Annotated in this window: 23 protein-coding genes and 1 riboswitch; of the genes, 8 read left to right on the plus strand and 15 right to left on the minus strand. The window is 67.3% G+C overall.

Annotated features, from left to right (window positions below; genetic code table 11):
* The first annotated feature begins 92 nt into the window (after nucleotides 1-92).
* Entirely contained in the window at nucleotides 93-1499 is a 1407-nt protein-coding gene (locus tag ACFQ50_RS09340) for an MFS transporter (protein ID WP_377995245.1), read from the plus strand.
* A gap of 98 nt (nucleotides 1500-1597) precedes the next feature.
* Here the strand turns inward: ACFQ50_RS09340 and ACFQ50_RS09345 are convergent, their stop codons facing one another.
* The 7 genes from ACFQ50_RS09345 to ACFQ50_RS09375 form a co-directional block, all read right to left on the minus strand.
* Complete coding sequence (locus ACFQ50_RS09345; protein WP_377995246.1) at nucleotides 1598-2593, minus strand: substrate-binding domain-containing protein; 996 nt, start codon at nucleotides 2591-2593, stop codon at nucleotides 1598-1600.
* Nucleotides 2594-2759: 166 nt separating this feature from the next.
* Nucleotides 2760-3290: a YbhB/YbcL family Raf kinase inhibitor-like protein gene (locus ACFQ50_RS09350; RefSeq protein WP_377995247.1), complete on the minus strand. Its 531-nt coding sequence runs from the start codon at nucleotides 3288-3290 to the stop codon at nucleotides 2760-2762.
* Between the two features lie 9 nt (nucleotides 3291-3299).
* On the minus strand, nucleotides 3300-4262 hold the full coding sequence (locus ACFQ50_RS09355; protein WP_377995248.1) for a carbohydrate kinase: 963 nt from the start codon (nucleotides 4260-4262) through the stop codon (nucleotides 3300-3302).
* A gap of 66 nt (nucleotides 4263-4328) precedes the next feature.
* Nucleotides 4329-5507, minus strand: a complete 1179-nt coding sequence (locus ACFQ50_RS09360; protein ID WP_377995249.1) for a fatty acid desaturase family protein — start codon at nucleotides 5505-5507, stop codon at nucleotides 4329-4331.
* 14 nt (nucleotides 5508-5521) lie between these two features.
* Nucleotides 5522-6640 (minus strand): ferredoxin reductase, encoded by a 1119-nt coding sequence (locus tag ACFQ50_RS09365; RefSeq protein WP_377995267.1) that lies wholly within the window; start codon nucleotides 6638-6640, stop codon nucleotides 5522-5524.
* Between the two features lie 157 nt (nucleotides 6641-6797).
* Nucleotides 6798-7409, minus strand: a complete 612-nt coding sequence (locus tag ACFQ50_RS09370) for a flavodoxin family protein (protein WP_377995250.1) — start codon at nucleotides 7407-7409, stop codon at nucleotides 6798-6800.
* A gap of 141 nt (nucleotides 7410-7550) precedes the next feature.
* Complete coding sequence (locus ACFQ50_RS09375; protein WP_377995251.1) at nucleotides 7551-8372, minus strand: alpha/beta hydrolase; 822 nt, start codon at nucleotides 8370-8372, stop codon at nucleotides 7551-7553.
* 202 nt (nucleotides 8373-8574) lie between these two features.
* Here ACFQ50_RS09375 and ACFQ50_RS09380 point away from each other — a divergent pair, with 202 nt between their 5' ends.
* The 3 genes from ACFQ50_RS09380 (at nucleotide 8575) to ACFQ50_RS09390 (ending at nucleotide 12268) form a co-directional block, all read left to right on the plus strand.
* On the plus strand, nucleotides 8575-9681 hold the full coding sequence (locus tag ACFQ50_RS09380; protein ID WP_377995252.1) for a GTP pyrophosphokinase family protein: 1107 nt from the start codon (nucleotides 8575-8577) through the stop codon (nucleotides 9679-9681).
* Between the two features lie 6 nt (nucleotides 9682-9687).
* Nucleotides 9688-11190, plus strand: a complete 1503-nt coding sequence (locus ACFQ50_RS09385) for a SulP family inorganic anion transporter (protein WP_377995253.1) — start codon at nucleotides 9688-9690, stop codon at nucleotides 11188-11190.
* A 144-nt stretch (nucleotides 11191-11334) separates the two neighbouring features.
* A riboswitch (cyclic di-AMP (ydaO/yuaA leader) is annotated at nucleotides 11335-11536 on the plus strand.
* A gap of 3 nt (nucleotides 11537-11539) precedes the next feature.
* Nucleotides 11540-12268 (plus strand): hypothetical protein, encoded by a 729-nt coding sequence (locus ACFQ50_RS09390; protein ID WP_377995254.1) that lies wholly within the window; start codon nucleotides 11540-11542, stop codon nucleotides 12266-12268.
* Nucleotides 12269-12477: 209 nt separating this feature from the next.
* On the opposite strand, the gene ACFQ50_RS09395 is transcribed toward ACFQ50_RS09390, so the two are convergent.
* Complete coding sequence (locus ACFQ50_RS09395; RefSeq protein WP_377995255.1) at nucleotides 12478-13617, minus strand: GGDEF domain-containing protein; 1140 nt, start codon at nucleotides 13615-13617, stop codon at nucleotides 12478-12480.
* Nucleotides 13618-13773: 156 nt separating this feature from the next.
* On the opposite strand from ACFQ50_RS09395, the gene ACFQ50_RS09400 reads away from it, so the two are divergent.
* Nucleotides 13774-14793 (plus strand): bile acid:sodium symporter family protein, encoded by a 1020-nt coding sequence (locus tag ACFQ50_RS09400; protein WP_377995256.1) that lies wholly within the window; start codon nucleotides 13774-13776, stop codon nucleotides 14791-14793.
* On the opposite strand, the gene ACFQ50_RS09405 is transcribed toward ACFQ50_RS09400, so the two are convergent.
* From ACFQ50_RS09405 to ACFQ50_RS09430, 6 genes are all read right to left on the minus strand, one after another.
* Nucleotides 14790-16172, minus strand: coding sequence for an LLM class flavin-dependent oxidoreductase (locus tag ACFQ50_RS09405; protein ID WP_377995257.1), 1383 nt, complete (start codon nucleotides 16170-16172; stop codon nucleotides 14790-14792). The two genes, ACFQ50_RS09400 and ACFQ50_RS09405, sit on opposite strands and share 4 nt — an antisense overlap.
* A 45-nt stretch (nucleotides 16173-16217) precedes the next feature.
* On the minus strand, nucleotides 16218-17141 hold the full coding sequence (locus ACFQ50_RS09410; RefSeq protein WP_377995258.1) for an ABC transporter permease: 924 nt from the start codon (nucleotides 17139-17141) through the stop codon (nucleotides 16218-16220).
* Nucleotides 17141-18049 (minus strand): ABC transporter ATP-binding protein, encoded by a 909-nt coding sequence (locus ACFQ50_RS09415; RefSeq protein WP_377995259.1) that lies wholly within the window; start codon nucleotides 18047-18049, stop codon nucleotides 17141-17143. The genes ACFQ50_RS09410 and ACFQ50_RS09415 overlap by 1 nt, the downstream gene beginning before the upstream one ends.
* Nucleotides 18050-18424: 375 nt before the next feature.
* Nucleotides 18425-19060 (minus strand): LacI family DNA-binding transcriptional regulator, encoded by a 636-nt coding sequence (locus ACFQ50_RS09420; RefSeq protein WP_377995260.1) that lies wholly within the window; start codon nucleotides 19058-19060, stop codon nucleotides 18425-18427.
* Between the two features lie 61 nt (nucleotides 19061-19121).
* On the minus strand, nucleotides 19122-19943 hold the full coding sequence (locus ACFQ50_RS09425; protein WP_377995261.1) for a hypothetical protein: 822 nt from the start codon (nucleotides 19941-19943) through the stop codon (nucleotides 19122-19124).
* A 1-nt stretch (nucleotide 19944) separates the two neighbouring features.
* The gene (locus ACFQ50_RS09430; protein ID WP_377995262.1) at nucleotides 19945-21669 is read right to left on the minus strand and encodes a multicopper oxidase family protein; all 1725 of its coding nucleotides are present in this window, start codon (nucleotides 21667-21669) and stop codon (nucleotides 19945-19947) included.
* 280 nt (nucleotides 21670-21949) lie between these two features.
* On the opposite strand from ACFQ50_RS09430, the gene ACFQ50_RS09435 reads away from it, so the two are divergent.
* Nucleotides 21950-22162 (plus strand): hypothetical protein, encoded by a 213-nt coding sequence (locus tag ACFQ50_RS09435; RefSeq protein ID WP_377995263.1) that lies wholly within the window; start codon nucleotides 21950-21952, stop codon nucleotides 22160-22162.
* Nucleotides 22163-22192: 30 nt separating this feature from the next.
* Here ACFQ50_RS09435 and ACFQ50_RS09440 read toward each other — a convergent pair whose 3' ends face one another.
* Complete coding sequence (locus ACFQ50_RS09440; protein ID WP_377995264.1) at nucleotides 22193-22942, minus strand: LysR family transcriptional regulator substrate-binding protein; 750 nt, start codon at nucleotides 22940-22942, stop codon at nucleotides 22193-22195.
* A 92-nt stretch (nucleotides 22943-23034) separates the two neighbouring features.
* On the opposite strand from ACFQ50_RS09440, the gene ACFQ50_RS09445 reads away from it, so the two are divergent.
* On the plus strand, nucleotides 23035-23433 hold the full coding sequence (locus ACFQ50_RS09445; protein ID WP_377995265.1) for a DUF5997 family protein: 399 nt from the start codon (nucleotides 23035-23037) through the stop codon (nucleotides 23431-23433).
* A gap of 316 nt (nucleotides 23434-23749) precedes the next feature.
* A complete protein-coding gene (locus ACFQ50_RS09450; protein ID WP_377995266.1) occupies nucleotides 23750-26038 on the plus strand; it encodes a fibronectin type III domain-containing protein in 2289 nt (762 codons plus the stop codon).
* Nucleotides 26039-26067: the final 29 nt, after the last annotated feature.

The following is a 26067-nucleotide window of genomic DNA, read 5'->3' on the forward strand; positions in this document are numbered from 1 at the left end:
CATTACGCTCCTGATATATCAAGTGTTGCCAACCTGTCGACGATTGATCCAACACCTGATGCCTCATTCCCCTACCCAGGTGAGAAGGATTCATGAACATACACGTCGCCATCGATGAAGCGCGGTTCACGCGTTTCCACAAGAAGCTCGTCGCTGCCTGCATGGGAGGTCCGATCCTTGACGGCTACATCCTGAGCATCATTGCGATCGCCCTGGTGGGCATTTCGGCCGATTTCCACACAACGGAGCTCGAAACCAGCCTGATCGGGGCCTCGGCCCTGGTCGGTATCTTTTTTGGCGCTGTCCTGCTGGGTCCGCTGACCGACCGGATCGGGCGGCAGCTGATGTACACGATTGACCTGTGGGCGCTGGTGATCGTGTCAGTGCTGCAGTTCTTCGTCCAGGATTCCCTGCAGCTGATCATCCTGCGCTTCATCGCAGGCCTGGCCATCGGCGCGGACTACCCGATTGCCAACTCCCTCCTGGCAGAGTGGCTCCCCCGGAAGCGCCGCGGGCAGATGCTTGGCGTACTCCAGGTTGGCTGGTTCATCGGCGCAGCCCTGGCATCCCTCGTCGGGTTCGTCATCTTCGAAGCATTCGGTGCCGGCTCCTGGCGCTGGATCCTGCTCACCGCCGCCGTGCTGGGCACCGTTGTCATGCTCATGCGGCTGGGGACACCGGAGTCCCCGCGCTGGCTGCTGCACAACGGACGCAAGGCCGACGCCAAGCTGGCGCTTCGCGCCGCCCTCTCAGACCAGCTGAACGTCGACCACGTGGTCTTTGAAACAGCTGATGACACCCCTGCCGCCAAAAAGAAGGTCGATCTCCGCGTGCTGCTGCGCCGGCCCTACCTCAAGCGCATCATTTTCTGCAGCTCTTTCTACGCCCTGCAGGTGGGCCCGCTGTTCGCCATCTTTACCTTCGGCCCCACGATCCTGTCGTCATTCGGCATGGGCGAAGGCAACCTTTCCAACCTCGGTTCCGTCGTCATCGACATGGTGTTCCTGGCCGGCTGCATCCCGGCGCTGAAACTCATCGAGTCCTGGGGCCGCCGGCCGCTCATCATCTGGTGCTTCGCCCTGATGGCCATCCCGCTGTTCATCCTGGGCCTCTTCCCGTCGGCTCCCGTGGCCATCATTGTGGGCTGCTTCGTGGCCTACGCCCTGTTCTCCGGCGGGCCCAGCATCCTGGAATGGGCCTACCCGAGCGAGATTTTCCCGACCCATGTCCGGGCCAGTGCCGTCGGCATCACCACCGCAGTGAGCCGCATCGGCGCGGCCCTCGGAACGTTCGCGTTGCCGTTCGGCCTGGCTTACTGGGGCATCGGCCCCACCATGCTTGTCGCCGCGGTGCTGACCGCCATCGGATTCTTCGTCTGCCTGTTCATGGCCGAGGAAACCAAGGGCATGACGCTGGCCCAGGCCGGCGGCGAGCCCGAAGCCGCAGCCGCAGCCGCAGCCGCAGCCATCAATGATGAGCCGGTGCTGCAGGCAAACTAGCTCCCGCAAACCAGCAGCAAAGGCGTGCCGTTCAGTGCGGGTTTCCCACCCTGAACGGCACGCCTCCGTTTTGCCCGCAGGCACACCGTCGCTGACCTTTAGCGGATTCCCTGGTCTGCGAACTTCACGACATCCGCCGCGTTGGACTTGTCGACGATGGTGGGTCCGGTGAGTACCGGCTGCCCGCCGCCGAGCTTGAAGCCGCCCCGCTTGACCTGCCACAGGGCGTCCACGGACTCGTATCCCTGGAGCCACGGCTGCTGGTCCACCGTAAACAGCACCGTGCCGTCCGCGATCTTTTGGGCCAGCTCCTTGTTCAGATCAAAGGAGGCGACCTTGGCCGAGCTGCCCGCGGTTGCCACGGACTTCAGGAGGGTCAGCGTAATGGGGGCACCCAGGCCGATGATGACGTCGGCGTCCTTGGCCGCCTGCAGCTTGGCCGTTGCCGTCGACTCAACAGAGGTCATGTCAGCACCGTTCACGTAGAGGATCTCGGTGCCCGGGACCTTGGACTTCACGCCGGCGCAGCGCGCTTCCAGCCCCACATGCCCCTGCGCCTGGATTACGCAGATGGGGTGCTTGAAGTTCTCGGCCGCCAGTTTCTCGCCCACCGCCTGGCCGGCGAGTTGCTCGTTGGAGCCGAAGTGCGTAAACGCCCCGAGCTGCCTGGAGACGTCCTCACCGGCATTCAGGCTCACGATGGGGATGCCGGCGTCAGAGGCCTTCTTGAGGGAATCCTTCAGAGCGCCGGGCGTGGCCAGGGTGACGGCGATCCCGTCCACCTTCTGGTCCACGGCCTGCTGGATCAGCTGCGCCTGCCGGCCGGCTTCGGGATCGTTCGTGTAGAGGAGCTCCACGTTGTCCTTGGCGGCGGCCTCCTCGGCGCCCTTCCGGACGGTGTCCCAGAAGGTGTCGCCCGCCGGGGCGTGCGTGACCAGGGCAATCTTCATGCGCGGAGTCGAGACGGCCTGGCCTCCGCCGCCACCGCTGTTGGCTTCCGGTGCCCTTCCGCCCTGGCTGGAGCAGGCCGTCAGGGCAAGCATCGGGATGGCAACTGCAGCGACCGCCGCACGGCGCCAAAAGAACTTCTTCACTGGTGATCTCCTTCGATCGTGTCCAGATGATGGGGACCACACCCCTGCACCCTCCCCGGGGCGACAGGCGATGTGATTGAGCGCACTTGGAGCGCTCCATTACTTGAGAATAAGAGCGGGACTTTGTCCTGTCAATAGTTCTATTCGAGGAGCCTCCGCCGACGGCTCAGCGCTGGTATACGCCGGTGAGCGTCGCCGCGCCCAGCAGGTGACGGGCGAGTGCGGATCCCAGCCCCGCAGGCTTTGTGCCTGCCCCTCCCGGCAGCTCCTCAGCGTCCAGCGCATAGACGGTCACGATATAGCGGTGCCGCCCGTGTCCGGGAGGCGGCGCCGCCCCCAGATAGCCGCGAAAGCCGCCGTCGTTCTTCAGCTGCACGGCAGCCGGCGGGAGCTGCGGACCGGACTCGGCCCCGGCGCCCTCCACCAACGACGTGACGTCCGCCGGGATGTTAAGCACCGCCCAGTGCCAGAACCCGCCGGCGCCCGGAGCATCCGGATCGAAGACGGTGACGGCGTAGCTCCTGGTCCCGTCCGGCGCCCCGGTCCAGCTCAGCTGCGGGGACTCGTCGGCGCCTCCGGCATGCATCCTGCCGCTGCGCTGCGGCGGGGGCAGGGTCCCGCCGTCCTCGAACGACCGGCTGGTGAGCCCGAACGTGGGCACGTCCGGCAGGTTCGTAAACGGGCCCGGCGATGTCATGGCTGCCTCTCAGGTGGTGGGAACTTCGGCTTCCGCTGCTGCTTCGGCGCGGTTGAGCTCCGCCCGGGTGGGCGGATTGGCGCCGGCCCGGGACACGGTCACCGCCGCAGCGCGCGAGGCGTGGGCGAGGAGCGCGGCGAGCCCCTCGGCCGGGAGCGCCCGCAGGTTTGCCCGGTTCTGCGCGCCGTCCAGGCCGCGGTCCACCACGCCGGACAGCAGCGCGGCCATGAAGGAATCCCCGGCGCCAACGGTGTCTGCCACCTCCACGCGGGGCGCGGCAAACTCGGCCTCCCCTGCGGCGGTGATCCCCCACGGCCCGGCCGCACCGCGCGTCACCACCACCACCGCCGGCCCCTCCTCACCGCCAAGCTTCAGCCAGCGGCGCGCGGACTCCAGCGGGTCCACTCCGGGGTAGAGCCAGGCAAGGTCCTCGTCGGAGGCCTTGACGATGTCCGCGAGGGTCACGAACTTTTCCGCCTGCCGGCGGGCGTAATCGGCGTCCGTGATGATGCTGGGGCGGCAGTTGGGGTCAAAGCTGATGGTCGACGCCGGGTGGGCATGTTCGACGGCGGCCAGCACCTCCGCGGCGCCGGGCGCCAGCATGGTGGCAATGGAGCCGGTGTGCAGCAGCGTGGTTCCCTGCAGCATGAACGGCAGCCGCTCTCCCAGCCCGGGGAGCTCCCAGGCAAGGTCGAACGTGTAGGTGGCGGCGCCGGCGTCGTCCACCAGTGCGGTGGCCACGCTGGTGGGCAGCCCGTCCGGGGCCTGCGGGAGCATGACCGAACTCGCCCGCAGGTGGGCGGCCACCGACTCACCGTAGGCGTCGCGGCCGTACCGGCCAACGAACTGTACCGGGTGCCCCAGCCGGGCGAGCCCGACGGCGACGTTGAGCGGGCTGCCACCCACATGGGCTTCGATTCCGGAGCTGCGCTGGACCACGTCAACGAGGCCCTCGCCGATAACAGTGAGCATGGTCATACTCTGCCAGAGAACGCCGTCCGGCGCTCGGGTGCGCGGCAACGAAGTTGCGGGAAACCCCTAGGCTTTCTTCCCCGGCAGCGCGAGCTTGAAGACCTTCGCCCAGGAGGATCCCACCTGCTTCAGCAGCGGCCCTGTGGTGTACGGCAGGCCGTAGCGGCGGCAGATTTCCTGCACCTTGGGCGCCACTTCCCCGTACCGGTTGGACGGCAGGTCCGGGAAGAGGTGGTGCTCGATCTGGTGGGACAGGTTGCCGGTCATGATGTGCATGAACTTGGAGCCGGAAATGTTGGCCGAACCGATCATCTGCCGGACGTACCAGTCGCCGCGGGTCTCGCCCTCCACCATCTCCTCCGTGAACGTATCCGTCCCTTCGGGGAAGTGCCCGCAGAAGATCACGGCGTGCGCCCAGACGTTGCGGACGGCATTGGCGGTGAGCGTGCCGATGAGGGCCTGCTTGCCCGAACCGGTGAGCATGGCCACGGCCGGGGTGGCGGCGTAGTCCTTGGTGAACTGCTTGAGGGCCTTGACGCCGAGTGCCTTGAGGTCCCGGGTCATGGCCTCCTTGCTCTTCTTGCCCTCCTTGTATTCGACGAGCTCAAGGTCGTAGACCGCGATGCCCCATTCGAAAATCGGCGCGAGGATCGCGTTGTACAGCGGATTGCCCAGGGCACGCGGAGTCCAGGGCTGGTCCTCGTCCATGCGCAGCAGGTTGTATCCGACGTCGTTGTCCTTGCCCACCACGTTGGTCCAGCGGTGGTGCAGGTCGTTGTGGGTGTGCTGCCACGAACGCGCCGGGGTCACGAAGTCCCATTCCCACGTGGTGGAGTGGATGTCCGGGTCCCGCATCCAGTCCCACTGGCCGTGCAGGATGTTGTGGCCGATCTCCATGTTTTCCAGGATCTTGGCAAGGCTGAGCAGGCTGGTTCCCAGGACCCAGAATTTCTTGTCGCGGCTGTTGAGCAAGGCCGCCCGGCCGCCGATCTCCAGCCCGCGCTGGATCTTGATCATCCGGCGGATGTAGGCGGCATCGGAGGCGCCGCGCTTGGCCAGGATGTCATCCCGGATGGCGTCCAGCTCCCGGCCGAGCTCTGCCACCTGCTCGTCGGTCAGGTGCGCCGCGGCGGGCGGGCGCACGGCTGGCCGGCCGGTGGCCGCCAGGGCCCCCGGCCGCGGTTTCGTAACGGGTTTGTCGGTGGTCGTGGCAGTCGCGGCTGTGCGATCGGATATTGCAGTCATGCTGGTGTTTCTCCTCAGATGTCGAGGTTAACGGGCCCGGCGGCTGCCGAAACGCACGTCTGGATTAGTTGGCCCGGTTCACCGTGGACTTCACCGGTGCGCAGGTCCCGGACCTGCCCTGCACGCAGGGGCAGCAGGCAGCTGTGGCAGATGCCCATGCGGCAGCCGCTGGGCATGAGGACGCCGGCGTCTTCGCCGACGTCGAGAAGGGGGGTGTCGCCGTCGGCCTCCACCTCGCGGTCGGAGGCCTCAAAGGTGACCAAACCGCCGTCGTGCCCCTCGCCGCCCAGCAGGCTGGTGTTGAAGCGTTCGATGATGAGGTTGACGGGGTCGGCCGCGAAGGGGCCGGTGGCCCCGCCTGTCCGGGCTGACTTGGGGTCCTTGGAGTTGGCGGCCGCTTCGGCGGCCCACAGGGCTTCAGCATCGTCGAGGAACCCTTCCGGGCCGCAGGCGTAGGCAGCCCGGCGGCGCCAGTCGGGGCACAGGGCGTCCAGCCCGGCGGCGGAACCAAAGTCCACCCGGCCGCGCTCCCCCGTGAACCAGTGCGTGACACGGAAGTTGGGAAACTGGTCCGCGAGCTCGGAAAGCTCCTCGCGGAAGATACTGTCCTCCGGCATGCGGGCGGAATGGACCAGCACCACGTCGGCGTCTGGGCGGTGCGGCACCAGCGTACGGACCATGGACATCACGGGGGAGATGCCGCTGCCGGCGGTGAGCATCAGGAGCGGCCGGGGGTGTTCGGGGAGGACGAAGTCGCCCTGCGGCGGCGCGAGGAACAGGACGTCCCCTGGCCTGGTGTTGCGGACCAGGACGCCGGACACGGCACCCATGTCGCTCACCGTGATGGCGGGGTCCTCCCCCGCCGGGGCGCTCAGCGAATAGGAGCGCCAGTGCCGGACGCCGTCCAGCTCCACGCCGATCCGCGCCCACTGCCCTGCCTTATGGGCCTTCCAGCCGCGGCCGGGCCGGAAATGGATGGTGGCTGAATCCGCTGTTTCAGGCACAACCTTGGTGACCACGCCGCGCAACTGCCGGGCGGAAAACACCGGGTCAAAGAGCGCGAGGATGTCCTCCGGGGCCAGGGGAGTTGTCAGTACAGACGCCGCGCGCGCCAGCTTTCGAAGCCGGATCAAGCTGTCCACCGCATGATGGGTTCACCCATGTGTATCTCCTAGTGAAACCCGGGATCGTAATATACAAAAGTACCTCAGTCCCCACCTACAAGAGTCCTCCTTGCCGACGCCGCTAGCAACCGGCGTCCATTTCCGGGTCAAGTCCATTGGCGGAATCTCACTCATCGGCGGGGTACGGGGCGGCCCGGAGCTGGCGGGACAGATGTGCGGCGTTGCGGGCCATGCTGGTGATCGAGTGGGCAATGTTCTTGGGAACCTCCGGGAGATCCTTGAAGTCCACGGTCTGCATCGCCTCGCCCACCCAGTATGTGGAACCCTGCGCGGGAAGCGAGAAGCCGACGTCGTTCAGCGCCTGCTGCATGTCGGCCACCACCTTGTGGGCTCCGTCCTCGTTGCCCACCACCGCCACGAGGCCCACCTTCCCGTACATGATGGGCCGGCCCTGGCTGTCGGTCTCCTGCAGGTCGGCGTCGAGACGCTCCACCACGCGCTGCGCCACGCTGCATGGGTGTCCCATCCAGATGGGCGTGGCCAGCAGCAGGATGTCCGCGGCCAGGATCCTGGTCCGCAGCGCCGGCCATTCGTCGCCGCCACCCATGTCCACCTCCACGCCGGGTTTGATGTCCAGGTCCACCACGCGGACGGATGAGGTCTGGACGCCGTTTTTGGCCAGCTCGTCCAGCACATGGCTGGCCATGAGTTCGCTGCTGGATGACGACGGCGACGGCGTGAGCGTGCAGATCAGGGCGATGGCAGTGAGATCAGACAAGGCAATGTCCCTCCGTTGTGGCGTCTGCGGCATTCGCGGTTGATGATAAGCATACTTACCGCCGGAGTGGATTGACCGGCCGGGCCTATATCAGTGCAACGAATGGACGCCGCAGGAGTTCCCCGGCCAGCGCCCAGGAGCCTAGAGCTGCAGCAGCTCCTGCACCAGCTCGCGGCACTTCCGGTAGGACGGGGTCTTGGGGTCGATCAGCGAGAAGTGGTCGCCGGGGACCTTGACCACCTGGACCGGCGCTCCGGCTGCGCGGGCGGCGGTGGCGTAGGCCTCGGACTGGCTGACCGGCACGGTGTCGTCGTCGAGCCCGTGGACCGCGTAGACCGGGATGGTCAGCGGCACGGCGCTCATCGGGTCGGCGTATTTATGGCGTTTGGGGTACCTTTCGGCGGAGCCGCCCAGGAAGTTGCTGACGGCGCCGTTGCTGAGGTCCAGCCATTCCGCCTGCGCGAGGTTGAGCAGCCCGGACTGGCTGACCACGCCTGTCAGGTGGACGGCTTCACCGTTGAGGTTCCGGCCGACCTGGCGGTCGGCGTCGGCCGCACCGAGTCCCGCAAGCCGGTCCCTGCCGGCCGCCCAGACGGCCAGGTGGCCGCCGGCCGAGTGGCCCAGCGCCACCACGCGGTTCAGGTCGAGGTCGTGCTCGCCCGCCACCTGGCGGAGCTTGTCGATCCCGGCGAGGATATCCTCAAAGGTCCGCGGCCAGCCGCCGCCGTTACCTGCCCTGCGGTACTCCAGGTTCCAGGCCACGATGCCGTGCGCCGCAAGGTCCTTGGCCAGCGGCTCGCCAAGCTCGGCGCCGTACTGCGAGCGCCAGTAGCCGCCGTGGATCACCACAGCGACGCCGCGGGCGGAGGGCGGTTTGCCGTTGCGTGCGGCAGGTGTCTCCGGCAGGAAGAGCTCGCCCCACTGGCTGGGGTGGTCACCGTAGTGGTACTTCTGCCGCTTCACTGCATCCTCCTAGGATCCTTCGAACGGGGCGCCTGGCCCCCCTTGCCGCCGCCCGCGCGCCCGGGGTCCGGGCTTGCAGGCACGACGGCGCACAACAGCCATGTGCCGAGCCTACATGGACGCCGCTTCCGCGGGGCAGAAGGGGCTGCAGTGGCAGGGGTGTCACCGGCGCACTGTGGCGCCGCCTTGATAGTTTGGAACCATGGCAAGCAACTGGGATCGCCTGGACGTCACTCAGCGCGACTCCGTGCAGGAAAGCGTGGAACTCTATGAGCGTGTCCGGCCTGCCCTGAAGCTTGTCACCCGGGAAGTCCTGCAGATACTGCGGACCATGCTCAAGGACACCGAGGTCACCCCGCTGTTCGTCACCGGCCGGACCAAGTCGGCGGATTCCTTCCGGGAGAAGATCTCCCGGACCGAGGAACCACTGGAAGAGGGCGGCCCACGGCTCCTTAAGTTCCCGGACCCGTTCCGGACCCTCAACGACATGGTGGGCGTGCGCGTCATCACCAAGCTGCCGGCGGAGAACGCACTGGTGGCCAACCTGATCAAGCGCCAGCGGCACCTCTTCGACTGCCGCGGGGACCGCGAAAAGGACATCGGCTCCATCGAGTCCGGAACGTACGGCTACTCCAGCCGGCACCTGATCCTGCGCACCATCCAGAACGACGTCGTGAAGAACTACCAGCAGGTGTTCAACTCCGAGGTCCCGCCCAACGGCAGCTACTTCTTCGAATGTCAGATCCGCACCGTCTTCGCGCACGCCTGGAGCGAGATCGAGCACGACATCCGGTTCAAGGCGGAGGACCCGCGCGCCTGGACGCCGCACTTCGACCGCCAGTTCACCGCCACCGCCGCCATGCTGGAAACCGTGGAGAGCGCCTTCGCCGACCTGCATGAACGCTATGAGGAGGTCCGCAGCTACTGGGACGTGGACGGCGAGGGCGCGGCACAGCTCACCCCCAACCGCATCCGCGATGTCTGGCGCACCCTGCTTCCCCACGTAGACCGTAAAGTGGATGATGACTGGGGATGGGCGGCCGAACTCCTGGCGGCCCACGGACTCAAGCAGACCGTGCAGCTCGCCGGACTGCTCAGCGCCAACCGGATCACCGAGGTCCGCAGGGCCCTGGACCACCGCTACTCCCCCGGTCCCGACCGCCTCCTGGATGACCTCCTGCTGTGGCAGTACGGCACCAAACATATCGACCTCACCGCCGAGGCGCCCGACGCCGTTCCCCACCCGCGGCGCGACAGCCTCCTGCGGCGGCTGAAGCAGATCGAGCGCTACCGCCAGACCAAGAAATAGAGTTCCATGAAGCCCGAACAGCTCCAGTCCGTCCGGGCCACTCTCCGTTCCCCGCGGCGCCTCAAGACCGAGGCCCTCGCCGGACTGGTGGTGGCCCTCGCCCTCATTCCGGAAGCCATCGCGTTCTCCGTGATCGCCGGCGTGGATCCCCGGATCGGGCTGTTCGCCTCCTTCACCATGGCGGTCACCATCTCCTTCGTTGGCGGCCGGCCTGCCATGATCTCGGCCGCAACAGGCGCTGTCGCCCTGGTGATCGCGCCCCTGATGCGCAGCCACGGGCTGGACCACCTGATTGCCGCGGTGATCCTCGCCGGGGTCTTTCAGATCCTGCTCGCCGTCCTGGGCGTCACCCGGCTCATGCGGTTCATCCCGCGCTCGGTGATGGTGGGCTTCGTGAACGCGCTTGCCATCCTCGTGTTCATGGCCCAGCTGCCGGAACTGATCGGGGTTCCCTGGCCCGTGTATCCGCTGGTCGCCGCGGGCCTGCTGATTGTCGTCGGCTTCCGCAGGATCACGACGGCGGTGCCGTCACCTTTGGTGGCCATCGTCCTCCTGACGGTCCTCACCGTGGTGGCCGGGATCGACGTGCCCGCCGTCCAGGACAAGGGCCAGCTGCCGGAAAGCCTGCCCACGCTGTTCATCCCTCAGGTGCCGCTGACGTGGGAAACCTTCCAGACCATCGCACCGTTCTCGCTGTCCATGGCGCTGGTGGGGCTGCTGGAATCCCTGATGACGGCCAAGCTTGTGGACGACATCACCGACACCCGCTCCAACAAGACCCGCGAATCCTGGGGCCAGGGCGTGGCCAACATCGTCACCGGGTTCCTGGGCGGCATGGGCGGCTGCGCGGTAATCGGGCAGACCATGATCAACGTCAAGGGCTCCGGCGCCCGGAGCCGGGTGTCCACGTTCCTCGCGGGCGCCTTCCTGCTGGTGCTGGTGGTCACCCTGGGCGACATCGTGGGTCTCATCCCCATGGCGGCGCTGGTGGCGGTGATGATCTTCGTCTCGGCCATCACTTTCGACTGGCACTCTGTTGCACCCGCAACGCTGAAGCGGATGCCCAAATCGGAAACCGCCGTCATGCTGATCACCGTGGGCACGGTGGTGGTCACGCACAATCTGGCGATCGGCGTCGGCGTCGGGGTTTTGGCGGCGATGGCGATGTTCGCCCGCCGCGTGGCCCATTTCGCCACCGTCGACCGTACGGAAGTGGAGCTCAACGGCCGGACGGTGGCCACCTACACTGTGGACGGCGAACTGTTCTTCGCCTCCTCCAACGACCTCTACACGCAGTTCAACTACGCCCGCGACGCCGAGCCGGACATCGACAGCGTGGTGATCGACCTGCACGCCTCGCACCTGTGGGATGCCTCCACCATCGCCGTGCTGGACTCCGTCACGGAGAAATACCGCAGGCACGGCCGGGAGGTGGAACTGATCGGCCTCAACTCGGCCAGCATTCAGATGCGGGAACGGCTGGCCGGCAAGCTCAACGCCGCAGAGTGAGGCTCACCACACCAATCAGGCCCCGCCCCTCTACATGACGCGGGCAAACCGGAAGTGAACGACACGGCGCCGTTACCTTAATGTGACATTGAACGATGCCTCCCGTACGGTGGAAAACGTGCCTTTTTCACCGATAGGGCACTCCCGCGCTGATTGCCTAACTCTGCCGCAGCCCGAGGAACCAACCGAAGACCCATGTCCGGCAGAGACGGGGAAACCACTTTTCGGCCCGCTTATAGCGGGTCTTGGGGTGAAGCCGCGCAGTTCCTGACCACGCTCAGGACCGCGGCCGGGTGCCTCCCATCCGAATCCGACAGCTCACCTCGCAGGCATCGGGAGAGGCTTCTTCATGTCGTTCCGCATTATTTCTGGCCGCCGTGCTGCGGCCATCCTTGCCGCCTCCGGGCTGGCCTTCACCGGCAGCGTCGCAGCCAACGCCGCGAACGTTCCGGCCCAGCCGGCGCAGGCACCGGCCGCCGCGGCCGCCAGCCAGGTCCAGGCTCCGCTGAACGCTGCCTCCAGCGTCAGGATCGAGTTTGAACGCCCCGCGGTCAAGTCGGCCCCGGCCCCCGTGGCGGCAGCACCCGTCGTCGAAAAGCCGGCAGTAAGGAAGACCGCGGCACCTGCAGCCGCCACCGTCGCTGCCGCGCCCGTTGCTACCGCGGCCCCCAAGGCTGCAGCTGCGCCGGCCGCGGCCGCACCGAAGGTCACCGTCGAGGCTGCCGCTCCGGCCCCGAAGGCACCCGTCAAGGCTGCCGCGGGCGTCAACGCAACCATGCTGGCGTCGGCCTACGCCCAGATCGGCATCACGCAGGACTGCACCGCCATGGTGGAGAAGGCCCTCGGCGCGGCCGGCATCCCTGTGGGTGACCTCGCGCCCATGCAGTTCCTGAACCATGGCGTGGTGGTCTCCACCCCGCAGCCCGGCGACATGGTGGTCCAGTCCGGCCACGTGGCAATTTACGCGGGCGCCGGCAAAGTCATCAGCGGCGGCATGAACGGCATCAACGCCACCATGGCCCACCCGCTGTCCTGGCTCACCGCCACGGGCCCCGTCACGTTTGTTCGCGCGGCCTAGCAGAACTGAAGAAACCGCCGTGTTCCGCTGCCTTGGGGGCGGCGGAACACGGCCATCCCCCAAGGTGCTCCCACCTTTCTACAAGGATGGTGGGAAACACTGGCTATGCCTGATGAAAGACCGCAGTCTCCGGCTGCGAGCCAGGATCGCCGGGTCCGGATTGTCCCCCATGCATTCCGGATCCGGTGCCTGGGGAACCGGATGAGCTCTTAGCCCCTGACCGTGCGGTTCCGCCCCTGCGATTTGGCTTCATAGAGGGCAACGTCCGCGGCCGCGATCACCTCGTCGAGATCGGCCGTTTTCGCGTTGTAGGTGGAAATGCCGTAGCTGACGGTCGGCATCCGCAGCAGCTCCGGGATGTGCAGCCCCGCCAGCCTCCTGCTGATTTCATTCGCAATGATTTCCGCGCTCTTGGGGCCCGCGCCGGGAAGCAGGAGGATGAACTCCTCGCCGCCGTAGCGCCCGGCGACGTCCGTGGACCGGACCGATGCGCCGCACGCCTCGGCGAATGCCTGCAGTGCAAGGTCGCCCGCCGCGTGGCCGAAGGTGTCGTTGACCGACTTGAAGTGATCCAGGTCGGCGAGGATCAGCGAGCCGCCGCTGTTGGCGGCCTTGCTGCGTTCCAGCTCTTCGGCCGCCGCCTCCAGGAAAGCTCCCCGGTTAAGGAGGCCCGTGAGCCCGTCCTGGGTGGCGACCGTCCGCAGCGCCCGCGTCTGCTGCTCGGTGCTCAGGCCCGCCATGCTGAAGGAAACCACCACCAGCAGCACCATGGTGACCATGGTGGTCACCGCCGACCCGAAGTAGGTAGTGAAAACGGGACCGTTTGGCCCCTGGATGAGGAACACCACCAGGCGGCAGGAGTAGAAGAAGGCCACCCCTCCGGCCGCGATGGCCATGGGGATCCTCACCCGGGAGTACCCGGGTTCAAGCCGCCACAGTTCGTGCGAAGCCAGTCCGACAAGGACGGCCATGGAGGCCAGGAAAACGGCACCCCCGGCCCACGTATTGGATCCCGGGCTGTCGACGCCGGCGGCGGCGCCGGCAATGACGGGCAGCGCCACGGACAGCCACAGGTTGTACTTCAGGTTCCGGAGGGAGCGCGCCCCGGCCCAGACACTTGCCGCGCCGGACACCAGCAGGAAGTTGCCCAGCGGATTGGCCCAGACCTGTTGCGGCGTGCCGTTGAGCAGGAACGAGGCCGAGCCGGAGAGGAACAGGAGCAGCGCGGCGCACCACCAGGCGCTGTAGGGCGAGCGGGTGCTGCGGAACGTCGAAAAGTAGAACAGCAGCGCCAGAACCAGGGCCATCGCGGCGAAGGCAACCCGCAGTGTTGCCGTGTCTAGGATCATTCCGTCCCCTTGAATGCCGATCCAGTGCAATCCAGTATCGCACCGGGAACGATCAAGGTCCCGCTGTCCCGCAGGGAAAATTTCCTGGGCACGACACATTTGTCTGACATCAGTCATGAATTGGCCGCTGCGGCGCTCCGGTGCCAGCATTATTGAATGCTTGAGGCAACAAAAGACCCCGTATCCGCTCCCTCGGCCACGGAGGCCGGCGCCGCACCACTGAATCCGGCCCTGGCCGCGGAAGCCAGGATTGCGCGCGTCGCGGTGACCGTCTTCCCCCTCCTGGTGCTCGCGGCCGGCGTTGCCGGGTTCCTGCTTCCCGGCGCCTTCAAACCGCTCGGCCCGGGGGTCCCGTACCTGCTGGGAATCATCATGTTCTGCATGGGCCTGACGCTGACGCCGCCGGACTTCACTGCCGTTGCCCGCAGGCCCTGGGCCGTGGTGCTGGGCATCGTGGCCCACTACGTGATCATGCCCGGCGCAGGCTGGGCGATCGCCACCCTTCTCCACCTGGAACCCGCCCTCGCCGTGGGACTGATCCTCGTGGGCTGCGCGCCGTCCGGCACCGCCTCCAACGTGATGGCGTTCCTGGCCAAGGGCGATGTGGCCCTCTCCGTGGCGGTCGCCAGCGTGTCCACCCTGATCGCCCCGGTGGTCACCCCCGTCCTGGTGCTGTTCCTGGCTGGTTCCTTCCTGACCATCGACGCCGGCGGCATGGTGCTGGACATCGTCAAGACCGTGCTGCTGCCGGTGATCGCCGGCCTGCTGGCCCGGCTGTTCCTCAAGAACCTCGTCGCCAAGGCCCTGCCGGCACTCCCCTGGGCCTCCGCCGTCGTTATTTCCCTCATCGTGGCGGTGGTGGTGGCGGGAAGCGCCAGCAAGATCCTGGCTGCCGGCGGCATCGTGTTCCTGGCCGTGGTGCTGCACAACGGCTTCGGTCTGGGGCTCGGCTACCTGGCCGGCAAGCTCGGCCGCCTGGACGCCAAGGCGCGCCGGGCACTCGCGTTCGAGGTCGGCATGCAGAACTCCGGCCTGGCGGCAACGCTGGCCACCGCCCACTTCACCCCGCTGGCGGCCCTGCCGTCCGCGGTGTTCTCACTCTGGCACAACATCTCCGGTGCCATCGTCGCTGCCTGGCTTGCCCGGAAGCCCCTGCCGGAGCAGCGGGAAGCCTAAGCGGGTACGGCTTCCTCGGAGCCTGCCGGGGCAAAGACGTTCGCGGGCCGCGGCAGTCCGTAGTGTTCACGCAGGGTGTGCCCCGTGTACTGCTGGCGGAACAGCCCGCGGGACCGCAGGATCGGAATGACGTGGTCCACGAAGGTGTCCAGGCCGGACGGCAACACGGGCGGCATGATGTTGAAGCCGTCTGCCGCGCCCTTCTCAAACCATTCCTGGATGGCGTCTGCCACCTGTTCGGGCGTTCCGGAGAAAGTGCGGTGCCCGCGGCCGCCGCCCAGCCTGCCGATGAGCTGGCGGACCGTGAGCCGTTCGCGCCGGGCCAGTTCCACAATCAGCGTGTACCGGCTCTTGGCGCCCTCGATCGCGTCCTCCGAAGGAAGGTCCTCGGGAAGCTGCGCGTCCAGCGGCAGGGATTCCGGTGAGACGCGAAGGACGCCGGCCAACTGCTTCCGCGCGTGCTCGGGGTGAATGAGCTCATCGAGCTGCCTCTCCAGCCGCCGCGCCTCGTGCTCGGTGGAGCCGATCACCGGGACGATGCCGGGGAGGATCTTGATGTGTTCCGGGTTGCGGCCCACGGCGGCCGTCTTCCGTTTCAGGTCGGCGTAGAAGCGCTGGGCCTCGGCGAGGGTCTGCTGCGCGGTGAACACCGCCTCGGCGTAGCGGGCGGCGAAGTCCTTGCCGTCTTCGGAGGAGCCTGCCTGCACTATGACGGGGTGGCCCTGGGGCGAACGCGGCACATCCAGGGGACCCTGGATCCGGAAGTAGCGGCCGGTGTGGTCGATGGCATGGACCCGGGAGCTGTCCGCCCAGACCCCGCCGGCCTTGTCCCCCACCGCCGCATCGTCTTCCCAGCTGTCCCAGAGCTTCCTGGCGGCGTCGAGGAACTCGGCGGCGCGTTCATAGCGGCGCCAGTGCGCGGGCTGGTCCTCCAGGGAGAAGTTCCGCGCGGCAGCCTCGCCGGCCGTCGTCACCACGTTCCAGCCGGCCCGGCCGCCACTGATGTGGTCCAGCGAGGCGAACCGGCGGGCCAGGTTGTAGGGGTCGTTGTAGGTGGTGGAGGCGGTGCCGATCAGCCCGATCCGCTTGGTCACGGCGGCGATGGCGCTAAGCAGGACCGTTGGTTCGAGCGTTCCTTGGGGACGCTGGCGCACGTCGCCGAACAGGACGGGCGAGTCGGCGAAGAAGATCGAGTCAAATGTGCCGCGTTCCGCGGTGCGGGCGAGCTGCTGGAAGTGTGCCACCTGCGTTCCGGCGAAACTGTCGGTTTCGGGAAGCCGCCAGGACGCCTCATGGTGTCCGGTGCTCATCAGGAAGGCGTTCAGGTGAAGTTGGCGGGCGCCGCCGTCGTTGGTCTTGGCTGGGGTGCGTTCAGGCATCGTCTGGTTCCTTGTGGGTCTGGTTCGTTGTGATCTGGGGGCGGGTCAGGCGGTCCGGGACCCGACAGCGGTCCGCCAGCGGGAGAAATGGCGTTCGACGGCGACCAGCAGGTAGTTGACCAGCAGGCCTAGCAGGGACACGGTCAGGATGCCCGCGTACATGTCCGGGATGAGGAAGCTCATCTGGGAATTGACGATCAGGTAGCCCAGCCCGGCCTTGGCACCGACCATTTCGGCGGCGATCAGGACGAGGATGGAGGATGTGCCGGCCATCCGGATGCCGGTGAAGATGGTGGGCACGGCGGACGGAAGGATCACCTTCTGGAACAGCTGGAAGTTGGACAGCCCCAGTGAGCGGGCGGCACGGATCAGCAGCGGGTCAACGGTCCGGACGCCGGCGATGGTGTTCAGCAGCACCGGGAAGAACGCCGCGTAGGCCACGATGCTGATCTTGGAGGTCTCCCCGATGCCCAGCAGCAGCGTGAACACCGGGAGCAGGGCCAGGGCGGCCGTGTTCCGGAAGACCTCCAGCAGCGGGTTGAGGAAACGGTCAAGGGCGCCGTACCAGGCCACGAGCAGTCCGAGGGCCACGGCCGTGACGACGGCGATGCCGAAGCCGCTGGCGGACCGGCTCAGGCTGGCGGCAAGGTGGTTCTGCAGCTGGCCGTTTGCGATGAGTGTGCCCAGTGCCTCGAGCACCACGTGCAGGGGTGGAAGGAACACCCTGGTCGATGCCGGCGCGAGGTAGGTGGGACCCAGTTCCCAGAGCAGGAGGAACAGGATGATGGCCCCGGCACCCCACACAGCCTTGCCGCCCTGCAGGGCATACAGGCGCAGCCTGGCCGCCGGTGTCCTGCCGGGTCCCGGACGTAGCGCCGGATTGCGCTCCGCCGTTGCCTCCCCGGCGGCCGCCGCGGGACCGGTCCGCGTTTCCGTTTCGGCTTCCTTGGTCAGTGTTGGCGTGCTCATCAGGCTGCCTTTCCGGTGGTGATGGTCCTGGTTTCATCCGGCGCCGTTCCGTCGGGCTGGATCTTTGCGTGCCCGGCTTCCTGGGCACGGCGTACCTCGTCGTGCAGCAGTGACCAGACCTTGTGCCGGTGTTCGACGAAGGCCGGGTTGGAGCGGACGTCCTCGTCACCGGAGCGGTCCCCGAGTTCGATGTCCACGATTTCCTTCAGCCGTCCCGGCCGGGAGCTGAGCACGGCCACGCGCTGGCCGAGGTAGACGGCCTCGTCGATGCCGTGGGTGATGAAGATGATGGTCTTGCCAGTGGTGGCCCAGATCCGCAGCAGCTCGGTCTGGAGCTGCTCTCGCGTCTGGGCGTCCAGTGCGGCGAAGGGTTCGTCCATCAGCAGGATGTCCGGCTCGTAGGCCAGGCTGCGGGCGATGGCCACGCGCTGCTTCATGCCGCCGGACAGTTCGTGGGGGTACCGGTCTTCAAATCCGCCAAGGCCCACAAGCTCGAGGTATTCGCGTGCCTTCCCGGCGCGTTCCTTGCGGGTGTAGCGCTTCCCGTCGCTGCCCACGCCTTCCAGTCCGAAGGACACGTTGGCGGCGGCCGTGCGCCAGGGGAACAGCGCATACTGCTGGAAAACGACGGCGCGGTCCCGGCCCGGTCCCGCCACTTCCCGGCCGTCCACCAGCACCTGGCCGGTGTCCGGCTTGGTGAGGCCTGCCAGGAGGTCCAGCAGCGTGGTCTTGCCGGAGCCGCTGGGACCCACCAGGGTGATGAACTCGCCTGCGGAGACGTCAAGGGAGATGCCGTCCAGGGCGGTCAGGACCGCCCCTTCCGGGTTGTCCTTGCTGGGCCGCACCGTGAACTTCTTGGTGATGTTTTGAAGGCTGATTTTCGGTATCGGCCCGGTTCCGGAGGTCATGGGGTGCTTCCCTTCAGCAGGTCGTTCAAGGCGTTTGGTGTCCACCATGAGAGCAGAGATGGACCACCGCCTGAAGGGCACGGTCACGAGGGGAAACGGGGCGTAACCTGCCGGCCCGGGCCGTGGATGGCGGCCGCCGGACGCGCGGGGACTTCAAAGTAAACAGTGCGTAATGGCGGGCGCCTTCCGGGGACATCGGATGACGCATGGCGACAGAAACGGGCTGCAAAGGCGGCTGATGTTGCGGCCTGCTACGGACCGTGACGGGCCGGAACCGCCCGCGCCTCGCCCAGATTGCGGGCACGCGGCAGGTCCGATTGTTACGCGGCCACCGGCACCCGTTGCCGGAACCGGCTGATCCCTGGAAGACGATCCCTAGAAGACGGGGATCTGCTCGGCAAACGCGCCGGCGGCGGACAGCACCTCGTTCAGCATCTGGAGCGCGCTGCCGCCGAAGAGGGCATGCCCGCTGAGGCGTTTCCAGGAGGCCTGGTTCTCTGCGGCCTGGGCCGCGTACCCCGCCATCCGGTCCATGAGCAGTTCCACCGCCTGTTCGGCGTGCACCGACTCGGAGATGACCACCTGTGCGATGCCGCGCCTGGCCAGTTCGGCGATGGCGTGGTCCTCTTCCTCGGAGCTGGGCAGGACGCCCACGATCACACCGTCGGCGCCGCCGGCCAGCATGAACTTCCGCCACGACTGGCCGAGCAGGATGACCGGCTGGTAGCCGTGCCGCGGAAGTATCGCGGCGGCGGCCGTGGCCAGCGCCCGGTCCGCCGGCCATTCCAGGTCATCAATGGCGATGGCCACCAGGTCCGTCCTGCCGCGGCGCATTCCGCGTGCCGCCTGGTTGGGCACGTAGCCAAGATGGTCCACGGCGGCCATGACGCGTTCATGCGTCGACGGGCTGATCCGGGTGGTGCCTCCGCTCCTGCCGGACAGCACGTAGGACACCGTCGTCAGTGAGACCCCGGCCCGTTCGGCAACGTCCCGGATGGTGGGGCTGGACATGCTTCTCACTGTTTCCTCCTATCGTTCCTCTCCGCCCAATTTCTGGTCTGGAGATGATCAATCACTCCGTGTGCGGATGTATTGCCTGGCCTTCGAGCTGTTCCGCGTCCCACGGCGGTTCGGCGGCCATATCCACGCCGGTTCCGGACGCCGACCTTGGGGCGACGGTCACCTCGGCGGCCGGAACCTTCGCCTGCCTGCTGATGCCCTCGCGGACGCTCTCCACGGTTTCGTCGCCGAGCAGCGGGCCCGTGTAGCTGATGCTGAGCTGCCCGCCCTGTGCCTGGGTGCTGTAGTTGCCGAGCGCGTCGGAAACGATGCCCTCCCTGTCCACCGCAGCCGACACTGCGGCGGGGTCCGCTGCGGCAACGCTGAACCGCAGGTCATGCACCAGGACAGGCAGGACGTAGAAGTTCTTCACGCCCAGTTTCCCGGTGTCCGCCTCGGTGACTGACCGCACAATGGTGCGTCCGTCGTCGGGAGTGGCCGTTGACGGAAGGGCCACGATGACCTCGGGGACCATCTGCTGCAGCACTGCAGGTTCGAGCACGTCAGGCGAGATGGCGGACAGGACGGTGCCCGTTGCCTCGGCAGCCGCGTCCAGCCGCTTGCGGATGCCGGCGACGTCGGCCTCCAGCCCGGTGTGGACGGCGATCACCACCCGGCGCCGGACCATGAGTCCGTCGTAGCTGACGGTGGGCCGCCCGTTGCCCAGGTCCTGGCCCTCCTCTGCCTGCGCGAGGACCCGGTCTGCGACGGCGGCGCTGCTTGCGGGCGGGCTGGGGGCCGGGTTTGCCGTGGGGCTGGCCTGGACACCGCCGGTGCAGCCGGCCAGGGAGAAGGCCAGCAGCACCGCCGGTGCGATCAGGAGCGTCCGGTTCATGTCAGGTTCCCGCCCGGTAGGCCGGCTTGTACTTCGACGCATAGTACCCCTCGGGCCGGGTTTCCAGCACTGGCTTGTCGGCGTTGATGGGGTCGTTGTTCCGCAGGTCGCCCACGGAGAACTGGACCATCATGTCGTGGTCCTCGTGCACGAGGTTGTGGCAGTGCACCATGTACCGCCCGCCGACGTGCTTGCCGGTGTCGAACTGCATGAGGACCGTGACCGACTCGTTCTCGCCCGCGTAGAAGACGTCCTTCGGCCCGCCTTCCCAGGCGAAGGGCTTGCCGCCGTTGGTATTGCGGCCGATGATCTTGCCGTCGATGAGGTGGATGTGGACCGGATGGAACCACCCGCCGGACTCATTGACGATGGTCCACTGCTCCACCTGGTTGCGCTGCGGGTTGGCGAAGCAGCGGGTGAAGTTGGACTTCTCCACGGTGTCCCAGGTTTCACCGTTGATGGTCCATTCGCCGCCCTGCCGCTGGACCCGGAGGATCCTCTTGGCGACGGCCATGTCCGGGGTCAGCGCCATGGTGTCCAGCCCGCCGATGGCCCTGGTGGGATGCGGGCCGGGGTCCAGCGTGGTGGGGATCGAGCTGATCGTGCGGGATCCGGGCTGGGCGGGGGAATCGGCCACCACCTCGAACTTCATGACCTTGCCGGTGTTGGCGAAGTTCACGTTGTTCTTGTTGCTCAGGTTCCGCAGCTCCACGGACTGCCCCGGCTTGTACTTCCGGAAGTCGATCAGCACCTCGTAGCGTTCAGCTGTGCCCTGCCGCCAGGAGGACACCGCCTGCACCTTCGGGGTCATCCCGGCGTCGGTGCCCACCACATGGAACGGATCGCCGTTGGACAGGGCGAACCGGTAGGAGCGGGTGATCGAGCCGACCAGGAACCGGAACCGGTAGATGCGCGGCTTGACCTTCATGGTGGGCCACGGCACTCCGTTGACCATGATGATGTCGCCCCACAGCCCCGCGTGGCCGTTGTCGTTGTAGCCGAGGGATCCGTCGGCGTTCAGCATCACGTCCGAGACCAGGATGGGAACGTCGAACTCGCCCTGCGGCAGTTGCGCCCGCTCACCCGCGTTGGTGATGGAGTAGATGGAGGCGAGCCCCGAGTAGACGCCCTGCGCCGTCAGCATGTGGTTGTGGTCGTGATACCAGAGCGTCCGCGCCGCTTGCCAGTTTGGATAGTGGTAGTTCTTTACCCTGCCGGGCGCGGTGCGGTCGTTGGCGTAGCCGTCGTACTGGGGCAGCGACGCCGAGCCGTGCAGGTGGGTGACTGTGTTGAAGGTGTTCGGGTACAGCAGGCCGGTCGCAGGAAGGCGGTTACTGATCCTCAGCTCGGTCCGGGTTCCCTGCTGCACGCGGACGGTGGGGCCCGGGAAAATGCCGTTGTATCCCGCCAGGGTGGTGCTGAGCCCCCGCGCGATCTGGGCCTTGCCCAGCTTTTGGTTCAGGGCATATTTCGCGAACGGCGTGCCGTCGCGGTCCCGGCCGGTCGCATAGGGAAGCAGTTCCGGCGGACGCCGGAAGACGGTGGTGAACGGAACCGGCATGTTCGCCGGGGCAAGCGTGCTTGGTGTCGCAATCGCTGTCTCGGCGTCATCCGCACCGCGCCGCCCCTGGACACCGGCGAGCGCCGGCCCCGCGTTTGATGCTGTGACGGCGACTGCGCCGCCTAACAGGCTTAGTTTCAACACGTCCCTCCGTGTTGTTGCCATGACGTCCTCCCAGCTGGTTGTGATGGCTTCGGCGCCGGCGTTGGCGCCGGCCAAAAAGTGGAAACACAGCCATGGTGCGCCGCGCGACTCCAGAAAACCTTGGGAAGCGGCGCCTGCGGGAAACTGTCCCACCTGAATAGGTGGGACAGGCCATCCGCCGCCACCCACGGGGTGGGCCCCCTAGCAATGGCCGCCGCATATGCGGGCGATCCTGCAGGCTCCCGGTTATTCACAACGGTCCGGAGGCAGACTCTAGCGAGGAGCAAAGGAGCGTGGTCCCATGCAGGAGGAAGGCCTTCGGCGCCAGATCATGGGCGTGATCAGCCACGTCCTCGCTGACGAGGCCACCGATACGGACGTCAGGATGGCGCTGCTGCGGCACCTGGGCGAGAACCCCGGAAGCCCGGAACAGGCACTGCTGGCGCACCTGCGCGACTGCCAAGGCGACGGGCCCGGCACGGATTCGGGAGCCGCCGGGATGGTCCCCCCATAAGCGTGAACGGGGACGCGTTCCGGTCCCTGGCTAGCGCTTGCCCTTCTTCCGCGAGCCCTTGCCGCGGCCCTTGTCCGGGTTGGGCGCGTACCGCTGTGCAACTTTCGGCTTCTTGCCGCCGGCTCCTGCTCCGCTGCCGCGGCGGTCCGGCTTGGGCTCCCTCTTCGGTTTTTCCTGCCGGGCCGACGGCTGCCGTGAACTTTGCGCGGTGCGGCCCCGGACGATGCCGATGAACTCCTCAATGACCTCGTCCGTGGCGTCGCTGGGCCAGGCGAGTGCGATCTGCGTTCCCGGAGCCCCGGTGAGGCGGCGGGCCACGGTGTCCTTGACGTTGAAGTGCCGCGCCACTGACATGGGAAGGATCAGCAGGCCCGCGCCGGACGCGACCACCTGCAGGGCCATTTCCGGCCCGCCAAGCTCATCGGCGTCGAGGAAGGTTTCCTCGGCCAGGTCCTCCAGTGCCACGTCCTCGAACACGGTGACCTCGTGGCCCTTGGGCGCCACCACCACGGCCTGCTCCTCGTACAGCGGGATGACGTTCAGGCCTTCGCGGTCCACCGGCAGGCGGACAAAGCTAAGGTCCGCCGAACCGTCGCGCAGCACCGAAAGCTGCGCGCCGCCGTCGGACATGAACGACCGCAGTGGAACGTGCGGCATCCGTTCCTCCCAGCGCCGGATCCACTTCCCCGGCGTCACGCCGGCAACGTAGGCAAAGCGGAGCTCGCGCGGCGGGGACTCCGGCGCGGCCGGATCCAGGGTGGGGTCATCTTCAGCGGGCACACCTTCACAGTACTGCCACCGGCACGCACAGCGCGGCGCGGCCAGGGACAGCCTTGGTCGGGGGACACGGCGCAGCCGGATACCCTTAATGCATGACCTCTGCTAACTCCCAGTCCATGAAGCCGGCCACCGTTGCCAAGAAACTTGGCATCTACCTGCCTGCGACGCCCCAGGAGTTCCAGGATTCAACCATCACCCGCGCCGATTTCGCCGAGCTGCAGTCCAACCCGCCGGAGTGGCTGGCCGAACTGCGTCGCAACGGCCCGCACCCCCGCCCGGTGGTGGCGCAGAAGCTCAACATCTCCATCAGCGGTCTGGCCCGCGGCGGCGTGGAAGAGGCGCTGACGACGGCGGAAATTTCCGCGCTGCTGCAGGCTCCCCCTGCGTGGCTGGTCGCCGAGCGGGCCACGCACGCCGCCGTCCGCGCCGAAGCGCAGCGGGTGAAGGACGAGACTGCCAAGAAGGCAGCGAAGAAGGCCCGCCAGAGCTGAGGCCGGCCCTATTTCCGGCCTTTCCCTTGGGGAAACCCGGAATCCTGATCCCCCCGCGCTGGGGGAAGTGGGGGTTTCCACCCCTCCGCGGGGTGCACGTCCCCCTGATGACTGAACGCTGAAAATGCCAGCCCTGACAAGGGCAAACCGCCCTCTTCCCCTTTATGGACCCCTCCGTGTGGGGGGCCCAAAAATGCGGTCGAACCGGAGCGGCGGGGCGTTTTTCCAAGCCGAAACACCCAGCGTTTCCCCAAGGGGACTTATTGATTCTGTGATTGTGCGTGAGGGTCGCGCACCTCGGATCGATGAGGTCATCATGAAATCAGCACAAAGCGAGCCGGGAGCGCACACTTCTCGCCTTCCCGGAGCCCGCAGGGCCGGCGTCTTTGCCACCGTCTCCGCGGTTATCTGCTCAACGTCCATGTTCGCCATTCCCGCCGCCAGCGCCGCGGTACCTACTTTCCCGGACAACATTGTTGTCTTCCCCAACCGCGACTTCGTCACGATCGAGGGGTACCAGAACCACATCGGAGAGACCGGCACCGTAGAGGTGAGCCGCGCCGGCAAGGTGGTCGGCTCAGCCCAGGGTGTGGTGGCGGCCGGCGATGTCGCCTTCGAAGTCAACCATCCCGGCGGCTACTGCTGGGGCGCTGGAACCGGCCTGAACATCACGCCGGACATCCTCCCCGGCGACGTCGTCTCGATCAAGTTCGGCGCCACTGACGGCGGATCGACCACCGTCCAGGACGCCTACGTGACCGGCGATTCCGTGCTCAGCGGCACCACACTCACCGTCAAGGGGCACATCGGTGCAGGGGTCAACCCCGCCCAGCTGGAACAGCGCATCATTGAACCGGCGCTCCGGGACACCACGGTGGCCCGGCGCGACATCCGTGCCATCCCCGGCCCTTCGACTCCCGCACCCAAGGGCGGCTACTCCTCCGGCCTGGTGGTCACCGGCGATACCTTCACCGCAACCTACACCTTCGACGACGCCGCCACCGCTCAAATCGCAGCCGACGCGGGCCTCGGCGAGCGCGCCATGGCCTGGGAGTTTGAGGACGCTGACGCCAACCGCCAGGGCCTGACCATCGCGGAGTACGGCGAACCCGGCGGTCCCGGCATGGGCGGCTGCCCCAACGGTCCCCTGCAGTCCGGGCCACCCGCGCCGTCCGGCATCACTGCCGCCAAGGTATCCGGCGGAATCAAGCTGAACTGGACCCCGGCCGAAGCCATCCCCGGAACCCCCGCCATCACCGGCTACCGCGCCGTCGCAGTCGGCAAGACCGTAACCAACGGTGAGCAGGTGGAGATCGGCAAGCGCATCTCGGGCCAGGCCGCCGCCAGCACCACCATCACCGGGCTTTCCGCCGCCGAGGACTACGACGTCTACGTGGTCGGCGTCAGCAGCGTCGGGGAGACCTACCCGGCGGCACACGCCATCCCTGTCACGGACAGCACGGCTCCGACGGTATCCGCCACACCCAACGGCGGCACCTCGCCGGTGGCCCAGCGGGTGACGCTCACGGCCAACGAAACCGGCAGCGACATCTACTACACCGTTGACGGTTCCGAACCGGTCCTCTCCGGCGGAGTACTCGGCGCCACCGCGATCCGCTACACCGGACCGATGGACCTCCCGGCCACCACCACCCTGAAGTTTGCCGCCTTCGACCCCTCAGGCAACGTTTCCACCGTCAACCAGGCGGTGTTTACGGTCACCAACGATCCGGTACCGTCGGCTCCGGCCTTCACAGGGGCACCGGTTGTTGGCCAGGGCACCGCAAGCCTCGCCTGGACCGCCCCGAACCCCGGCGCCGCAGGCCTTACCATCACCGGCTACACGATCCAGGCCTACACCGCCGACGGCACCGCGTTCGGCGCACCCAAGACGGCCCCGGGCACCGCCACGTCCCTGGTCTACGACGGACTCGCCGGCGACACCGCCTACCAGTTCACCATCAAGGCCAGCAACGTCAACGGCACCGGGCCCGAATCCGCCAAGACCGCGTCCGTCACTGCCCAGGGCACCGTGGTGGCCATCGCCGGACCGGACCAGAACGTTGTCCGCCGCACCACGGCCACTACTGTCACCCTGGACGGCACCGGCTCCACCACCGCCGGAGCCACCTACAAGTGGGAGCAGGTCCTGGCCTCCCCCACCGATCCGGACAAGGTCACGCTGGCCGGGGCCACCACGCTCAAGCCGACGTTCAGCCTTCCGGTCTTCCAGTCGCCGATGACCAACAACCCGCTCACGTTCCGGCTGACGGTCACGGTTGGCACGACGGTCCGGACGGATGAAGTCAAGGTAGTCCCCACTACTGACCGGGTGACCATCGGCGTCGCACAGTGGAGGACCGGCGACCTTCGGATCGACGGCACCAGCTCCGTGGTTGGCGGCACCATCACCCTCCGCGTCGGCGGGCCGACCGGCCGGGTCCTGGGCCAGGCAGCTGTCACCGCAGCGGTGGCACCGGCAACGGGCGGCGTCTACAGCCTGCGGCTCCGCAACGCGGCCGCCGGCACCACCAACCCGGGCACCGTGTGGGTTGAGTCGACGCTCGGCGGCACCGCGGGCCCCAAGGCCGTAGCCAACAAGTAAGACCAGCATTAACCACCGGGTCCGGTGGC

The organism is Arthrobacter sp. NPDC056493 (genome assembly GCF_042795115.1).
In the GTDB taxonomy this organism is placed as follows: Bacteria; Actinomycetota; Actinomycetes; order Actinomycetales; family Micrococcaceae; genus Arthrobacter.

Coding starts and splice junctions, on each gene's coding strand:
- ACFQ50_RS09340 (WP_377995245.1), top strand. CDS start 93: ATGAACATACACGTCGCCATCGATGAAGCGCGGTTCACGCGTTTCCAC.
- ACFQ50_RS09350 (WP_377995247.1), bottom strand. CDS start 3,290: ATGACATCGCCGGGCCCGTTTACGAACCTGCCGGACGTGCCCACGTTC.
- ACFQ50_RS09355 (WP_377995248.1), bottom strand. CDS start 4,262: ATGCTCACTGTTATCGGCGAGGGCCTCGTTGACGTGGTCCAGCGCAGC.
- ACFQ50_RS09360 (WP_377995249.1), bottom strand. CDS start 5,507: ATGACTGCAATATCCGATCGCACAGCCGCGACTGCCACGACCACCGAC.
- ACFQ50_RS09380 (WP_377995252.1), top strand. CDS start 8,575: ATGGCAAGCAACTGGGATCGCCTGGACGTCACTCAGCGCGACTCCGTG.
- ACFQ50_RS09385 (WP_377995253.1), top strand. CDS start 9,688: ATGAAGCCCGAACAGCTCCAGTCCGTCCGGGCCACTCTCCGTTCCCCG.
- ACFQ50_RS09390 (WP_377995254.1), top strand. CDS start 11,540: ATGTCGTTCCGCATTATTTCTGGCCGCCGTGCTGCGGCCATCCTTGCC.
- ACFQ50_RS09395 (WP_377995255.1), bottom strand. CDS start 13,617: ATGATCCTAGACACGGCAACACTGCGGGTTGCCTTCGCCGCGATGGCC.
- ACFQ50_RS09400 (WP_377995256.1), top strand. CDS start 13,774: ATGCTTGAGGCAACAAAAGACCCCGTATCCGCTCCCTCGGCCACGGAG.
- ACFQ50_RS09405 (WP_377995257.1), bottom strand. CDS start 16,172: ATGCCTGAACGCACCCCAGCCAAGACCAACGACGGCGGCGCCCGCCAA.
- ACFQ50_RS09410 (WP_377995258.1), bottom strand. CDS start 17,141: ATGAGCACGCCAACACTGACCAAGGAAGCCGAAACGGAAACGCGGACC.
- ACFQ50_RS09415 (WP_377995259.1), bottom strand. CDS start 18,049: ATGACCTCCGGAACCGGGCCGATACCGAAAATCAGCCTTCAAAACATC.
- ACFQ50_RS09420 (WP_377995260.1), bottom strand. CDS start 19,060: ATGTCCAGCCCCACCATCCGGGACGTTGCCGAACGGGCCGGGGTCTCA.
- ACFQ50_RS09425 (WP_377995261.1), bottom strand. CDS start 19,943: ATGAACCGGACGCTCCTGATCGCACCGGCGGTGCTGCTGGCCTTCTCC.
- ACFQ50_RS09430 (WP_377995262.1), bottom strand. CDS start 21,669: ATGGCAACAACACGGAGGGACGTGTTGAAACTAAGCCTGTTAGGCGGC.
- ACFQ50_RS09435 (WP_377995263.1), top strand. CDS start 21,950: ATGCAGGAGGAAGGCCTTCGGCGCCAGATCATGGGCGTGATCAGCCAC.
- ACFQ50_RS09445 (WP_377995265.1), top strand. CDS start 23,035: ATGACCTCTGCTAACTCCCAGTCCATGAAGCCGGCCACCGTTGCCAAG.
- ACFQ50_RS09450 (WP_377995266.1), top strand. CDS start 23,750: ATGAAATCAGCACAAAGCGAGCCGGGAGCGCACACTTCTCGCCTTCCC.